Here is a 14,488-nt window from a genome sequence, read left to right on the forward strand (position 1 = left end):
TTTGAATAATCTCAATATCAATAATTACAATTCAAAAACGCTTAATTTCCGAACTTAATCTGTTATCTTTGCACCCTGAAATCAGTTTAAATAAATATAATCTTATAAGATTGATTTTGGAGAATAAAAAAAAGCCCATTACAATGAAACTAGATAGAAAAGAAATTCTAAAAGCTTTAGAGACCATCACTATTGCTGGAGAAGGAAAAAATATGGTTGAAAGCGGTGCCGTAACCAATGTAATTACATTTGGAGACGAAGCTGTTGTAGACCTTGTATTGCATACACCTGCTATGCACATCAAAAAAAGAGCGGAAGATGATATTAGAAAAACAATTCATGATTTAATATCTCCTGATGCAAAAGTAAAAGTAAACATTAAAGTTGAAGCTCCAGAAAAACCGGAAATTAAAGGCCGTGCGATTCCTGGAATCAAAAATATTATTGCAGTTGCTTCTGGTAAAGGAGGAGTAGGAAAATCTACCGTAACTGCAAACTTGGCTGTTACGCTTGCCAAAATGGGTTTTAAAGTTGGTGTTTTGGATGCCGATATTTACGGACCTTCAATGCCAATTATGTTTGATGTTGAAAATGCGAAACCTGTTTCTGTAACAGTTGACGGAAAATCAAAAATGAAACCAATTGAAAGCTACGAAATCAAAATGCTTTCAATCGGATTTTTTACAGCTCCAAGCCAAGCTGTAATCTGGAGAGGGCCAATGGCCGCAAAAGCATTAAACCAAATGATTTTTGATGCAGATTGGGGAGAATTAGATTTCATGCTTCTTGATTTGCCTCCTGGAACTGGAGATATCCACCTTTCTATCATGCAATCGCTTCCAATTACTGGAGCTGTTGTAGTAAGTACTCCGCAAGCGGTGGCACTTGCAGATGCTAAAAAAGGTGTGGCGATGTTTATGCAAGACAACATCAATGTTCCTGTTTTAGGAATTATTGAAAACATGGCATATTTTACACCAGAAGAATTGCCAGAAAACAAATACTACATTTTTGGACAAGAAGGCGCTAAAAACCTTGCCGAAGATTTAGGCGTTCCATTTTTAGGAGAAGTTCCAATTGTACAATCTATTCGTGAAGCAGGAGATTACGGTCGTCCAGCAGCATTGCAGACTGCGTCTCCAATAGAAAAAGTATTTGAAGGAATTACTAGAAATGTTGTACAAGAAACCGTGAACAGAAACGAAAGCTTGCCTGCAACAGAAGCAATCAAAATTACAACAATGGCAGGCTGTTCTGCAGTTAAAAAGAATTAGATAATTGAGATAATGAGATAATTAGCTAATTTTAAAAAATTTTCTAATTGGCACATTTTCTAATTGACACATTAATATTATGACAACAGAAGAAATAACAAGCAATGTTTTATTGGCCTTAGATGAGATAAGACCATTCTTAAAATCTGACGGTGGAGATATTTCATTAATCTCTATTGAAGATGACAAACATGTAAAAGTTCGTTTGGAAGGAGCTTGCATTAGCTGCAGCGTTAATCAAATGACCCTAAAAGCGGGTGTTGAAACTACAATAAAAAAATATGCTCCGCAGATCGAAACTGTGGTAAATGTAATGTAACAAAACATCGTCTTTTTATAAGAATTGAACCTTTAAAGTTTAACAAGAATAATAAGTGTTTTGTTATTTGATTAAGAAAATGACAATATAACACTAAAAAAAAGACGTTTTTTGTCACATTCATAAAAAACAACGCAAAGATTTAAGAGTTTCAGTTAAGGAATTGTTACATTTTTAACTTAAATTTGTCAACATTAACCCTTAAATCTTAAACTATGAGAAACTTTTACGCTCTTTTTTTATTATTTTTTATAAGCGCAGTAAATGCACAACAGGGTCAAACACTTTTTGCTGACAAAGCTTGGGTAAATGAATCTGAAGAATGGTCAGATTTCCAATATTCTGGACAAATTATTTTTTCTACGAATGGAAAAACTGAAGAAGGCGCTTTAAGAATTGGCAATTATGATTTCTTATATGATCTTTGTGGTGGAAAAGCAAAGTTTGCAAATAAAGCAACCTATAGTTCTGCCGATTTTTCGCATCCACGAAAAATTAGTGCGCAAACAGACAAACAAGGAATTTTGAACTCTACTTATGAAGGAGCCCTAATTTTCCAGTCTGACAAGGATTATTATTCCGTTATCTCTTTAGTAACAATATTAGAAAAAGGAGGTAATATTATTGGTGTAAAAATGCGTCTTAAAGACGGCAATCAAAAGGAATATGCTTTTAGCTTAAAAGAGAAAAGTTAAAAATTAATAAAGAATTTGGACACGTTTTCAAGTTCTCCAGTAAAAATTCCAATAATTAAAATGGATGTATTAATAAAGATTAAAGATCGAGAAGGAGTTGTACACGAATTACAAGCTCCAACCGATATGGCAATGAATATAATGGAGTTATGCAAAGCATACGAACTTCCTGTTGAAGGAACCTGCGGAGGAATGGCCATGTGCGCTTCTTGCCAGTGTTACGTTCTAAATGATGTTGCATTACCAGAAATGGGTGACGATGAAGAAGCCATGCTTTCGGAAGCATTTTATGTGAAGTCTAATAGCCGTTTAGGCTGTCAGATTCCAATTACTGAAGATTTAGAAGGATTGGAGTTAGAGTTGGCACCAGAATACTAAAAAAACAAATTTACAATACTATAAATTCCAAATTCTAAAGCATCTTCTGCTTTGAATTTGGAATTTTTTTAATTGGAATTTAACAGACCACTTGGATCAAAAGGCTCAAATTCTCTTTCAGAAAAAGCTTCTGTTAAGATTCCAGAGGAACACAGCCAAGAAATGGTTTCTTCCAATGTATTTCCTGCTTTATAAATCATTTCGCTATATCTAGGCAGAATATAATATTGATTATTTAGAAATATAATTTCATCGCCATCAAAAGTATCTCCAATTCGGATAGATTTCAGCACTTCTTCCTTGGTTAAAACTTCTTTTCCTTCATCCCAAAACCAATATTGAGTAATACGGTTTCTCCATTCTTCCAAGGTTAAAACAATAGTTTCAGGAAGATAAATCCGTACATAAGTACCTCCAAGAATACCGCTTCCATATTTTTGAACATACTCTTTATAATCTTCATCAAAAGTTATGTTTAATGTTTTCTCACAAGCCAGTATATCTTCTTCATCGGCTGTAAAAAGATCTGTTTTATTGGTGTTATAATTAGGGATTATTTTATAGTTATCGAAATTCATAGAGTTTAAATTTTAACCGCTAAGTTACCTATTTATTAAAACTATTTCTCACAAAAAAACCGTAATTACATTGCTGCAATTACGGTTTTTCCTTTATAACAATTTAATTTAATCTCCCGATTATACCAAACCTGCTTTAATTAAGTATTCAGCGATTTGGATGGTGTTTGTTGCAGCTCCTTTTCTTAAATTGTCAGCAACAATCCACATGTTTAAAGTATTTGGCTGGCTTTCGTCACGACGAATTCTTCCAACAAACACCTCATTTTTACCTTCTGCATATAATGGCATTGGATAAGTAAAAGTATCTAAATTATCTTGAACCACAACTCCATCTGTATGGTGCAGAATTTCACGAACTTCATTTACATCAAAATCATTTGTAAACTCAACGTTCACAGCCTCACTGTGTCCGCCTACAACTGGCACACGAACTGCAGTAGCTGTAACTCTGATGGTATTATCACCTAAGATTTTTTGAGTTTCGCGAACTAATTTCATTTCCTCTTTAGTGTACCCGTTTTCTTCAAAACTATCGCAGTGTGGAATTGCATTTCTGTGGATTGGATATTTGTAAGCCATATCTCCCTGAATTCCTGCGTACTCGTTTTCTAATTGTTTAACTGCTTTTACACCAGTTCCTGTAATAGATTGGTAAGTAGAAACGATAATTCTTTTAATGTTGTATTTTTTGTGCAAAGGAGCCAAAGTCATTACCATTTGAATAGTAGAACAGTTTGGGTTTGCAATAATTTTATCTTCTTTAGTTAAAACATCAGCATTGATTTCTGGAACTACCAATTTTTTAGTAGGATCCATTCTCCATGCAGAAGAGTTGTCGATAACAGTTGTTCCGGCAGCAGCAAATTTAGGAGCCCATTCTAATGAAGTATCTCCTCCAGCAGAGAAAACAGCGATATCCGCTTTCATATCAACAGCCGTTTGTAATCCTACTACTTTATATTTGGTTCCTTTGTATTCGATTTCTTTTCCTACTGATCTTTCTGATGCAACAGGAATTAATTCTGTAACAGGAAAATTTCTTTCTGCTAAAACTTTAAGCATTACTTCGCCTACCATTCCAGTAGCGCCTACAACTGCAATTCTCATTTTTATATTTTTAAATAATCAATTAATCTAATTTGTAACACAAAAGTAAGTATAATAAAAGTCATGACAAGGTGATTCACAAAAAATAACAAAATGTTTAATTTGTAACATTTTGTAAAAAAACCGCCTCTTTAGAAGGCGGTTAAGTTAGACTTAGTGTAGCGGTATTATATTTTTATTTATTTTTCAATAAATCTCTAATTTCTGTAAGCAATTCTTCTTGGGTTGGTGCAGCAGGCTGATTAGGTGCTGGCTCCTCTTTCTTTTTAAGACTGTTTAGTGCTTTAATAATCAAGAACAAAACAAAAGCAACAATGATAAAGTTAATTACTGCTGAAAGAAACATACCGTATTTAACTCCTCCGAAAGCAGTTAAATCTTCAATTTTTGACAAATGAGCTGCATCTAAAGCAGGTTTTAATACCAGCGGCGTAATTACATCCTCAATAAATGAGCTTACAATTTTACCAAAAGCTGCTCCAATAATTACTGCAACAGCAAGATCAACTACGTTGCCTTTCATTGCAAATGCCTTAAATTCTGAAAAAAATCCCATATCTGATTTGTTTAGTTTTTAATAAATGAATATCGAAAATACGCAATTTTATTGAAAAAAACACATTCGGCATCCTCTTTTGAACCATAAGTTATAATAGAAATTATAAGCGTCACGCAATTGAAATGCATAGTACGCTAAAAAAAGAAGTACATTTGGACAAAGATGGACTTATATATCTTATATGGTCTAAATACTATTATCTAAAAAATACCCTCTTAACGCGCTGCGAAATACTCGTCATGATCTCATATGGAATTGTTTTTAAGGCTACAGCCATCTCTATCACAGTCGGACTTTCGCCAAAAATAATTACCGAATCGCCTTCTTTGCAATCTATATGACTTACATTAACCATCAGCATATCCATGCAGACACTGCCTACAATTTTTGCTTTTTGATTTTTAATGGTTACATACCCAACTTCATTTCCCCATAATCTCGAAATTCCATCTGCGTAACCAATTGGGATCGTCGCAATTTTGGTTTCTCGGTCTGCCATAAAACGACGTCCGTAACCTACGCTGTCGCCTGCAGGAATGGTCCTAATTTGAGAAATTATAGATTTCAGAGTTCCAACATTTTCCAAATATTTCTGTTCTGCAGGATCGTTTGAAACACCATACAAACCAATTCCTAAACGAACCATACTGTATTGTGCATCAGGAAAATTGCTAATTCCCGAAGTATTCAAAATATGTCGAATTGGATTGATATTTAATTCTGATATCAATTTTGAAGAAAGTTTTTCGAACAAAGCAATCTGCTGTCTTACAAAATCAAAATGTTTTGATTCGTCACTTGTCGCCAAATGCGATAAAATACTCTGAACACGAACTGTCGAATTGCCCTTTAAAGTCGCAATCAGCTCATCGATTGTATTATTTTCAAAACCTAAACGATGCATTCCCGTATCCATTTTGATATGAATTGGATAATCTTTTAAATTCTTTTCACGAGCAATTTTTAAAAAGGCATTCAGTCCTTTCAAGCTATAAATTTCAGGTTCTAGCTGATACTGAATCATAGATGGAAAACTCGTCGATTCTGGATTCAAAACCATAATTGGCACTTTTATGCCGCCATTTTTTAGCGATATTCCTTCGTCGGCGAAAGCCACACCCAAATAATCAACTTTATGATGCTCCAAAAGTTTAGCAATTTCTAAACCTCCATTTCCGTAGCCAAATGCTTTTACCATAACCATCATTTTGATACCTGGTGCCAATTTCGATTTATAGTAATTAAAATTATGGCTGATGGCATCTAAATTTATCTCTAGAATGGTTTCATGGGTTTTCTCTTCTAGCAACGAAACGATTTCTTCAAATTCAAAAGATCTTGCTCCTTTTATTAAAATCGTTTCATTGTGGAAATTAAAATCATCGATTGCAGCAATAAAATTGCTTGTGTTTTCAAACATAGTACTATTTGGAAACTTAGCTGCAAAAGAAGATATTATTGGTCCAATACCAATTATACGATTAATTTTATTGTCTGAAATTAACTGAGCTACTTTAGAATATAATTCTTCATTTGTAAACCCGCTCTGAAAAATATCTGATAGAATGACTGTTTTTGAAGCTCCTTTTTTCTTCTGGCTTTCCAAGAAATCTAAAGCAATTTTAAGCGACTGAAAATCGGAACTGTAACTATCGTCAATAATACTGCAATTATTAATTCCGTTTTTCACTTCCAAACGCATTCGAATTGGGTACAGCATCTGGATTCGACTTTGGATTGTCTCCTGATCGTAATTAAGATGCAGTAAAACCAATAAACATGAAATTGTATTTTCTATAGAAGCTGAATCGTTAAACGGAACTTCTAAATTGAAAGTTTCATTTTGATAATGGTATTGAATAAAAGTATGGTCGTTTTTATATTCTCGTTTTTCAATAAAAACATCAGCTTTTTTATCTGTAAAACTCCATGAAAAAAGCTTTCGCGGATGAATCATATATTCTGCGGCAAACTGAGTCAGGCATGATTCTACAACCTCTGTTTTTTGATAAATAATGATCGAACAGTCTTTAAACAAAAGCAATTTTTCATCAATCTTTTGTACTAAATTCAAAAAGCCTTCATCATGCGCACTTCCAATATTGGTGAGTACACCTATTGTTGGTTTAATGATTTTCTCCAGTTTAACCATTTCATTAACTGTCGAAATTCCAGCTTCGAAAATGCCTAAATTATGTTTTTCATTAATTCCAATTACCGAAAGAGGAACTCCAACTTGAGAATTATAACTTTTTGGACTTCTAATAATATTATAGTCAGGACTTAATAAAAAATTAAGCCATTCTTTTACAATGGTTTTACCGTTGCTTCCTGTTAATCCAATAACCGGAAAATGGAAAAGACTTCTGTAATAGGCTGCAAATCCCTGAAGTGCAAGAAGCGTATTTTCGACTACCAAAAAATTAGCTTTATCAGCGTAACCCTCTGGAATATATTGAACAACAAAATTCCGAACATTGTTTTCTATTAAATCGGGAATAAAAGAATGAGCATCGTTATTAACACCGGCCAAAGCAAAAAATAAGGTTTGCGATCCGTTTTGAAGCGAACGGCTGTCAATTGAAATATGATCTATTAAAATAGCAGCATTTGAGCCAGTCCATTTGGCATTTAACACTGAAATCAGGCTTTTTATATTTATGCTCATTTAGAAATTTCTTTTTTTCAAATTTAAAAAAGGTTTGCCACTAATTTCCCAAATTTTCACTAATTATTCTATTTGCATCTTTCTTAAAACTATGGCTATAGATTAAAGGATTTTGTAAATGAATTGCTAAAATTCGTGTAATTCGTGGCAGAAAACATTTATTGAGTATATTTGTTTTTACACCACAAATTTCCATGTTTTGAAAAAAGTACTTCCCATATTCTCCTATATATTACATCCGATTTTTATATCGCTATACGCTACTTTGTTTTACTTATTTTATAAAGACGATATTTTTAGTACGCAGGAAAAATATTTCGTTTTAATACAGATTTTGGTCATTAATGTAATTGTTCCTGTCTTATTTTATTTATTGTTAAAATCGACTGGCCATGTAAAATCAATAATGTTGAGTCAGACTTCAGAACGAACGATTCCGCTCATTTTGCAGTGTTTTTTATATATTTTGCTCGTAAAAAGAAGTATCGTAATAACGCGTTATCCTGAGCTTCATTTCTTTTTTCTTGCCGCTTTATTCAGCACTATTTTAGCATTGGTGTGTGTGCTTTTTAAGACAAAAGCAAGTTTGCACATGGTGGCTATCTCAGGATTAACGATTTTTATTATCGGATTAAACATTCATCTTCAGCTACATAATCCGTATTGGCCAGCTTTGCTTATTTTATTGTCAGGGATTGTGGCTTCATCGCGTTTAGAAATGAATGCTCATACTTCAAGAGAAATACTAATCGGATTGTTTATTGGAATAATGCCACAGCTTTTATTTTTATATCTATGGTTATAAAATATAAAAAATAAGTCCCGCGTTTAAGGTTTTCATATTGATCTTTTCGCCATTCAAAGTCGTTGCTGACTTAAACAATGGACTTAAACCATAATACACATACAAATTCCAAGTATTGTATCCTGCGGCAAGATAGGGTCCGTACTGAAATTTATTAATATCAGCATTATTGTTGATTTTATATGTTTTTTCACCATCATCAAGAGTAGATGCGCTCGAAAAAATATAACTCAGTTTTACGCCGCCATAAATACGCCAGAACTTAGTGCTTTCATAAGTAGAATTACGCCATCTAAACTCAATTGGAAGATCTACAGAATATTGTCTATACCGATTAGAAACAAATTCGCCATAATCGTTAACTCCATATATTATAGATCCTGAACCGTCCTCGGAAATGGTCAGATTTTGATAATAATTTTGATAACTTAAACCTAAACCCGCAGCGATAGCAACGGTTCTGGATTTATTAACGGGCATGTCACGCAAGAAACCTCCTGAAAGTCCAAGAGAAAATTTATTCTGCTTAAAATTGATTGGAATATCGGTAAACATATTATAGGTAACCGAAAAATAAAATTGGTCTTCTCGATACAGAGAGTCTATTTTTATAACTGGTTTTATCTCAGGTTTAACTTCTTCTTGTGCAAAAGAGTTAAAAAAAGTGAGTAAAAATAAGCAGCTAAAAATAATTCGCATATCGTGGTCTGGTTTTTTTAAAGAGATAATTATAAACAAACGTTTTTATACGCCCATTTATTTCACATACAAATATAACATAATGCTTTCTGCAGTAAAGATACAAAGTAAAAATATTCTCATTTTGACTGCGAATAAAATTAATTGCTGCATTATTTTCAATAAATCCATTCTCTGAAATAAAAAATTAATCAATTTTGTTTTTATCTTTTATACCTTTGCAGAGTATGAAGAAAAAACAGCTCATATTAAGTCTATCATTTGCTGTAACGATATTGTTCTCGATATTGTTTCAGTCGATACACAGTTATGAGCATATCGTAAAACAACTTTCAGAAAAACAATGTCATCATAATTACAATGATCCGAGCGGAGAAATAACGCATCAGCATCATGATTATGACATTTGTTTTGTTTGCCATTTTGCGTTTGAATCTTTTATTCTTCCGCAAAATTTCTCTTTTGAATTTCATGCATTTGATAAAGAAACGCCTTATTTCTTCCCATTTTCAGAGAAGATTTTTTCTATTTCAAACACTTCGTATTTCTTACGAGGTCCACCTGCCGCTATAGTTTCTTAAGTTTCGATTATTCGAAAAAAATTACATTTCTTTTAATTCAAATTCAAAAAACATTGAGTTTCCTAATCCTATTTTATCAATTAGGATCAGAATGCTTTATTGTTCGTTTTTGGTTTCGATTCGAAGAAAAAAATCCATTTAACTATAGCATCATTTTCAAATGAAAAAATTTATAATTGCCCTTATTTTAGGGTTTTCGGGCGTACTGACTGCTCAAAATTCGGTTTCAGGAACTGTAACCGATAATCAAAATAATCCATTGCCAGGAGTTTCTGTTTATGCTCCAGAATTACATAAAGGGACAACGACAGATGCAAACGGAAAATACGAATTGAATAATCTTCCAAACGGAAGCCTTCGCATTGCTTTTACATATGTTGGATATGCGAATCAAAATAAAACTATTGCAAAATTGCTTAAGCAAAACACATTAGACATTACTCTTGAAGAGTCTATTTTAGAAATGGATGAAGTAGTGGTTTCGACTCCTTTTAACAAACTGCAATCGCAAAACGTAATGAAAATTGAGCACGAAAGCATTAAAACATTACAGCAGAAAGGAACTTCAACTTTGATTGAAGGTTTGGCGACAATCCCGGGAGTTTCTCAGATTTCAACGGGAACTTCTATCGGAAAACCTGTAATTCGCGGACTTAGCGGTAATCGTGTTTTAGTGTATTCACAAGGTGTTCGTATCGAAAATCAACAGTTTGGAGACGAGCATGGTTTAGGTTTAAATGATGCGGGAATTGAAAGCGTTGAAGTTATCAAAGGCCCTGCTTCTTTATTATACGGTTCTGATGCTTTAGGTGGAGTTTTGTACTTTAATCCAGAAAAGTTTGCTGATGCGGGCGATTTTAAAGCTAATTTCAGCCAAAAATATTTTACCAATACACAAGGGAGCAATTCATCAATTGGATTAAAAACTTCTACTGATAACTGGAAATTCTTAGCTAGAGGAAGCTACAACACACATTCTGATTATAAAATTTCAGGTGGCGATCGCGTTACAAACTCACGTTATAACGAAACTGATTTTAAAACTGGAATCGGTTACAGTAATTCAAGTTTTTCAAGTGTTTTAAGATACAACTACAACAAACTGGATATTGGAATTCCTGAAGACGGAATTGCAGAACAATCTTCAAGCAAAGACACTCAATTTCCGCGACAGGGGATTTTCAATCATTTATTGAGTTTAAACAATGTAATCTTTTTTGAAAATTCAAAACTGGATGTTGATTTAGGATATATTGCTAATGACAGAAGCGAATTTGAAGACAGCAATGAAGCTTCTCTACATATGAAATTGAATACTTTCAACTATAACGCAAAATATCATTTTCCTAAGTTTGGAAAAATTGAAACTATTCTGGGAGTTCAGGGAATGCACCAAACCAATAAAAATTCTGGTGAAGAATACTTAATTCCAGACGCCACAACCAATGATTTTGGTGTTTTTGGAACTGCAAATTACGAATGGGACAATAGCGTTATTCAAGCAGGACTGCGTTTTGACAACCGAAATATTACTTCAATCGCTCACGGAATTGAAGGCGAAGAAGGCTATTTTCAAGCTTTAGACCGATCTTTTGACAGTTTTAATGCTTCTTTGGGATACAAAACCAAATTTGCAGAACCTTTAACTTTCCGTCTGAATGTTGCGACAGGATTTAGAGCTCCAAACTTAGCTGAATTAACTTCAAATGGTGTTCATGAAGGAACAAACCGTTACGAAATTGGAAATGCAAATCTGAAAACAGAACAAAACGTTCAGACCGATTTAAACTTAGAATACAAAAACTCACACTTTGAATTTTTCGTAAACGGATTTTACAATCACGTAAACAACTACATCTATACTTCGCCAACTGGAGAAGTTCTAGATGACAATGACGTTTTTGCATACGTTCAAGATAATGCTCAATTGTATGGTGGTGAAGTAGGTCTGCATTTTCACCCGCATCCGTTAGATTGGCTGCATTTTGAAACTAGTTTTGAAACCGTTACTGGTAAAAAAGAAAACAAAGATTATCTGCCTCTAATTCCTGCAAACAATTGGAATAATACTTTGAGAACTGAATTTAACATCAAAAACTGGCTAAGCGAAGGTTTTGCTTCGTTAAATGTTTCTTCAACTTTTAGCCAAGATAATGTAAGTGGTTTCGAAACGGCTTCTAAAGGGTATACTTTGGTAAATTTAGGTTTTGGCGGAACTGTCAAACTAGGAAAAACGGCTTTCGATATTACCCTAAACGGAAACAATTTATTTGATAAAAAATATATTGCGCACCTTTCTAGATTAAAAACAGATGGTATTCCGAATATTGGAAGAAATATCGTTTTGGGCGTAAATTTCAATTTATAAGATTTGTTTAACCGCAAAGAACGCAATGAAAAACGGAGAGCGCGCAAAAGCTTTTATAAACTCTGCGAACTTTGCGAAAAACTCTTTGTGTTCTTTGCGGTTAATAACACAACAATCTCACAGAAAGTGCTATTTTTGTTACAACAGATAAAAACTAACTATGAAAAAAACATTTTTATTAATGGCAATTACAACCGCTGGAATTTCGTTTGGACAAGGTAAAATGCAATATCCGCAAACTAAAAAAGGAGAAACTGTTGATGTTTATTTTGACACCAAAGTAAGCGATCCGTACCGTTGGTTAGAAGATGATAAATCTGCCGAAACCGGTGCTTGGGTAAAAGCTCAAAATGAAGTTACTTATGCTTATTTAGATAAAATTCCGTTTCGTGAAGAACTTAAAAAACGAATGGAAAAACTTTGGAACTACGAAAAAATTGGAGCTCCATTCAAAGAAGGAAAATTTACTTATTACTCTAAAAACAACGGACTTCAAAATCAATCTGTTGTTTATAGAAAAGATGAAAGCGGAAAAGAAGAGATTTTCTTAGATCCGAATACTTTCTCTAAAGATGGAACCACTTCTCTTGGCGGACTTGATTTTTCTGAAGATGGAAGCAAAGCTGCTTATGCAATCTCTGAAGGAGGAAGCGACTGGAGAAAAGTTATCATCATTGATGCACTTTCTAAGAAAGTTTTAGAAGATACTTTGGTTGATATAAAATTCAGCGGTATCTCTTGGCACGGAAATGAAGGTTTTTACTATTCTAGTTATGACAAACCAAAAGGAAGTGAATTATCTGCTAAAACAGATCAGCACAAATTATATTTCCACAAACTAGGAACTTCTCAAAAAGACGACAAAGTAATTTTTGGAGCTGACAAAAAAAGAAGATATGTTGGCGGATATGTTACTGAAGATAATCGTTATTTAGTGATTACAGCTGCCAATTCTACGTACGGAAATGAATTGTACATTAAAGACTTAACTAAGGCCAACAGTCCAATCGTTACAATCGTTGACAACTTTGATAGTGACAGTGGTATCATTGACAACCAAGGAAGCAAATTGTTTATTGAAACAGATTTTAATGCTCCTAATAAACGTGTTGTAACGGTAGATGCTGCAAATCCAAAACCTGAAAACTGGAAAGATTTTATTAAAGAAACCAAAGATATTCTATCTCCATCAACTGGCGCTGGATATTTCTTTGCAAACTATACTAAAGATGCTGTTTCATTTGTACAGCAATATGATTACAATGGAAAACTAGTTCGTGAAATCAAACTTCCAGCTGTCGGAACTGCAGGTGGTTTTAGCGGAAAAAAGAACGAAAAGATTTTGTATTACAGCTTTACGAATTACACTACACCTGGAAGTATTTACTCTTTTGAACCAAAATCTGGCAAGTCTGAAATCTACCAAAAACCAAAAGTAGATTTCAAAAGCGAAGATTATGAGTCAAAACAAGTTTTCTATACTTCAAAAGACGGTACAAAAGTTCCGATGATTATTACATATAAAAAAGGAACAAAATTAGACGGTAAAAACCCAACAATCCTTTACGGTTATGGTGGATTCAATATTAGTTTGACGCCAAGTTTCAGTATTGCTAATGCGGTTTGGATGGAAAACGGCGGAGTTTATGCAGTTGCTAACTTAAGAGGTGGCGGTGAATACGGAAAAAAATGGCACGATGCGGGTACAAAACTTCAAAAGCAAAATGTATTCGATGACTTTATCGCTGCTGCGGAGTATTTAATTGCTCAAAAATATACCTCATCTGATTATTTAGCTATTCGTGGAGGATCTAATGGAGGATTATTAGTTGGTGCCACTATGACGCAGCGTCCAGATTTAATGAAAGTAGCATTGCCTGCGGTTGGAGTTATGGATATGCTTCGTTACAATGCCTTTACAGCAGGTGCAGGTTGGGCTTTTGATTACGGAACTGCTCAAGACAGCAAAGAAATGTTCGAATACTTAAAAGGATATTCACCTGTTCACAACGTTAAAAAAGGAACTCATTATCCAGCAACAATGGTTACTACTGGAGATCATGATGATCGTGTAGTTCCTGCACACAGTTTTAAATTTGCATCTGAATTACAGGAAAAACAAACAGGAGAAAACCCAGTTTTAATTAGAATTGATGTAAAAGCTGGACATGGCGCAGGAAAATCTGTTGCCGCTACTATTCAAGAGAGTGTAGATATTCAAGCTTTCACGCTTTACAATATGGGTTTTAAAGCTTTACCGAAAAAGTAAGACTTTAAGCTGAAATTTTTTAAGCCACGAATTCACGAATTATTTTCTGAATATCGTGGCTTTTTCTTTGCCTTGAATTACACGAATTTTCTTTTTTTCTTCCTCTCGTAGATTTTGCAGATAGAGCTATTAAAATAAAAATCTGTATTAATCTGCTTAAATCATTTTATCCCGATAGCTATCGG

At 33.7% G+C, this 14,488-nt stretch carries 13 protein-coding genes; 8 read left to right on the plus strand and 5 right to left on the minus strand.

What is annotated here, in order from left to right; all coding sequences use genetic code 11:
- Positions 1-143 precede the first annotated feature (143 nt).
- The 4 genes from BB050_RS06395 to BB050_RS06410 all read left to right on the plus strand — a co-directional run bounded on the left by BB050_RS06395 (position 144) and on the right by BB050_RS06410 (position 2,666).
- Positions 144-1,274 carry an Mrp/NBP35 family ATP-binding protein gene (locus BB050_RS06395; protein WP_008466265.1) on the plus strand — a complete coding sequence of 377 codons (1,131 nt, stop codon included), beginning with the start codon at positions 144-146 and terminating at the stop codon, positions 1,272-1,274.
- Between the two features lie 79 nt (positions 1,275-1,353).
- On the plus strand, positions 1,354-1,593 hold the full coding sequence (locus BB050_RS06400; RefSeq protein WP_008466263.1) for a NifU family protein: 240 nt from the start codon (positions 1,354-1,356) through the stop codon (positions 1,591-1,593).
- Between the two features lie 215 nt (positions 1,594-1,808).
- A complete protein-coding gene (locus tag BB050_RS06405; RefSeq protein ID WP_066033011.1) occupies positions 1,809-2,288 on the plus strand; it encodes a hypothetical protein in 480 nt (159 codons plus the stop codon).
- Between the two features lie 60 nt (positions 2,289-2,348).
- The gene (locus BB050_RS06410; RefSeq protein WP_008466258.1) at positions 2,349-2,666 is read left to right on the plus strand and encodes a 2Fe-2S iron-sulfur cluster-binding family protein; all 318 of its coding nucleotides are present in this window, start codon (positions 2,349-2,351) and stop codon (positions 2,664-2,666) included.
- A 68-nt stretch (positions 2,667-2,734) separates the two neighbouring features.
- Here the strand turns inward: BB050_RS06410 and BB050_RS06415 are convergent, their stop codons facing one another.
- From BB050_RS06415 to BB050_RS06430, 4 genes are all read right to left on the minus strand, one after another.
- Positions 2,735-3,244, minus strand: a complete 510-nt coding sequence (locus BB050_RS06415) for an SMI1/KNR4 family protein (RefSeq protein ID WP_066033012.1) — start codon at positions 3,242-3,244, stop codon at positions 2,735-2,737.
- Positions 3,245-3,364: 120 nt separating this feature from the next.
- Positions 3,365-4,354 carry an aspartate-semialdehyde dehydrogenase gene (locus BB050_RS06420; RefSeq protein ID WP_008466254.1) on the minus strand — a complete coding sequence of 330 codons (990 nt, stop codon included), beginning with the start codon at positions 4,352-4,354 and terminating at the stop codon, positions 3,365-3,367.
- A gap of 175 nt (positions 4,355-4,529) precedes the next feature.
- Positions 4,530-4,910, minus strand: coding sequence for a large conductance mechanosensitive channel protein MscL (gene mscL, locus BB050_RS06425; protein ID WP_008466253.1), 381 nt, complete (start codon positions 4,908-4,910; stop codon positions 4,530-4,532).
- Positions 4,911-5,109: 199 nt separating this feature from the next.
- Positions 5,110-7,581, minus strand: a complete 2,472-nt coding sequence (locus BB050_RS06430; RefSeq protein ID WP_066033013.1) for a bifunctional UDP-N-acetylmuramoyl-tripeptide:D-alanyl-D-alanine ligase/alanine racemase — start codon at positions 7,579-7,581, stop codon at positions 5,110-5,112.
- Positions 7,582-7,780: 199 nt separating this feature from the next.
- Here BB050_RS06430 and BB050_RS06435 point away from each other — a divergent pair, with 199 nt between their 5' ends.
- Complete coding sequence (locus BB050_RS06435; protein WP_035691522.1) at positions 7,781-8,386, plus strand: hypothetical protein; 606 nt, start codon at positions 7,781-7,783, stop codon at positions 8,384-8,386.
- On the opposite strand, the gene BB050_RS06440 is transcribed toward BB050_RS06435, so the two are convergent.
- Complete coding sequence (locus tag BB050_RS06440) at positions 8,381-9,085, minus strand: porin family protein (protein ID WP_008466247.1); 705 nt, start codon at positions 9,083-9,085, stop codon at positions 8,381-8,383. The two genes, BB050_RS06435 and BB050_RS06440, sit on opposite strands and share 6 nt — an antisense overlap.
- A 227-nt stretch (positions 9,086-9,312) precedes the next feature.
- On the opposite strand from BB050_RS06440, the gene BB050_RS06445 reads away from it, so the two are divergent.
- The 3 genes from BB050_RS06445 to BB050_RS06455 all read left to right on the plus strand — a co-directional run bounded on the left by BB050_RS06445 (position 9,313) and on the right by BB050_RS06455 (position 14,303).
- Positions 9,313-9,666 carry a hypothetical protein gene (locus tag BB050_RS06445; protein WP_066033014.1) on the plus strand — a complete coding sequence of 118 codons (354 nt, stop codon included), beginning with the start codon at positions 9,313-9,315 and terminating at the stop codon, positions 9,664-9,666.
- Between the two features lie 160 nt (positions 9,667-9,826).
- Positions 9,827-12,034, plus strand: a complete 2,208-nt coding sequence (locus BB050_RS06450; protein ID WP_066033015.1) for a TonB-dependent receptor — start codon at positions 9,827-9,829, stop codon at positions 12,032-12,034.
- A gap of 160 nt (positions 12,035-12,194) precedes the next feature.
- The gene (locus BB050_RS06455; RefSeq protein WP_066033016.1) at positions 12,195-14,303 is read left to right on the plus strand and encodes a prolyl oligopeptidase family serine peptidase; all 2,109 of its coding nucleotides are present in this window, start codon (positions 12,195-12,197) and stop codon (positions 14,301-14,303) included.
- The last annotated feature ends 185 nt before the right edge of the window (positions 14,304-14,488 follow it).

The organism is Flavobacterium anhuiense, from assembly GCF_001705175.1.
Lineage (GTDB): Bacteria > Bacteroidota > Bacteroidia > Flavobacteriales > Flavobacteriaceae > Flavobacterium > Flavobacterium anhuiense.

Excerpts from the sequence above, each read along its gene's own strand:
- BB050_RS06395 (WP_008466265.1), top strand. The coding sequence starts at position 144 with ATGAAACTAGATAGAAAAGAAATTCTAAAAGCTTTAGAGACCATCACT.
- BB050_RS06400 (WP_008466263.1), top strand. The coding sequence starts at position 1,354 with ATGACAACAGAAGAAATAACAAGCAATGTTTTATTGGCCTTAGATGAG.
- BB050_RS06405 (WP_066033011.1), top strand. The coding sequence starts at position 1,809 with ATGAGAAACTTTTACGCTCTTTTTTTATTATTTTTTATAAGCGCAGTA.
- BB050_RS06410 (WP_008466258.1), top strand. The coding sequence starts at position 2,349 with ATGGATGTATTAATAAAGATTAAAGATCGAGAAGGAGTTGTACACGAA.
- BB050_RS06415 (WP_066033012.1), bottom strand. The coding sequence starts at position 3,244 with ATGAATTTCGATAACTATAAAATAATCCCTAATTATAACACCAATAAA.
- BB050_RS06420 (WP_008466254.1), bottom strand. The coding sequence starts at position 4,354 with ATGAGAATTGCAGTTGTAGGCGCTACTGGAATGGTAGGCGAAGTAATG.
- mscL (WP_008466253.1), bottom strand. The coding sequence starts at position 4,910 with ATGGGATTTTTTTCAGAATTTAAGGCATTTGCAATGAAAGGCAACGTA.
- BB050_RS06430 (WP_066033013.1), bottom strand. The coding sequence starts at position 7,581 with ATGAGCATAAATATAAAAAGCCTGATTTCAGTGTTAAATGCCAAATGG.
- BB050_RS06440 (WP_008466247.1), bottom strand. The coding sequence starts at position 9,085 with ATGCGAATTATTTTTAGCTGCTTATTTTTACTCACTTTTTTTAACTCT.
- BB050_RS06445 (WP_066033014.1), top strand. The coding sequence starts at position 9,313 with ATGAAGAAAAAACAGCTCATATTAAGTCTATCATTTGCTGTAACGATA.
- BB050_RS06450 (WP_066033015.1), top strand. The coding sequence starts at position 9,827 with ATGAAAAAATTTATAATTGCCCTTATTTTAGGGTTTTCGGGCGTACTG.
- BB050_RS06455 (WP_066033016.1), top strand. The coding sequence starts at position 12,195 with ATGAAAAAAACATTTTTATTAATGGCAATTACAACCGCTGGAATTTCG.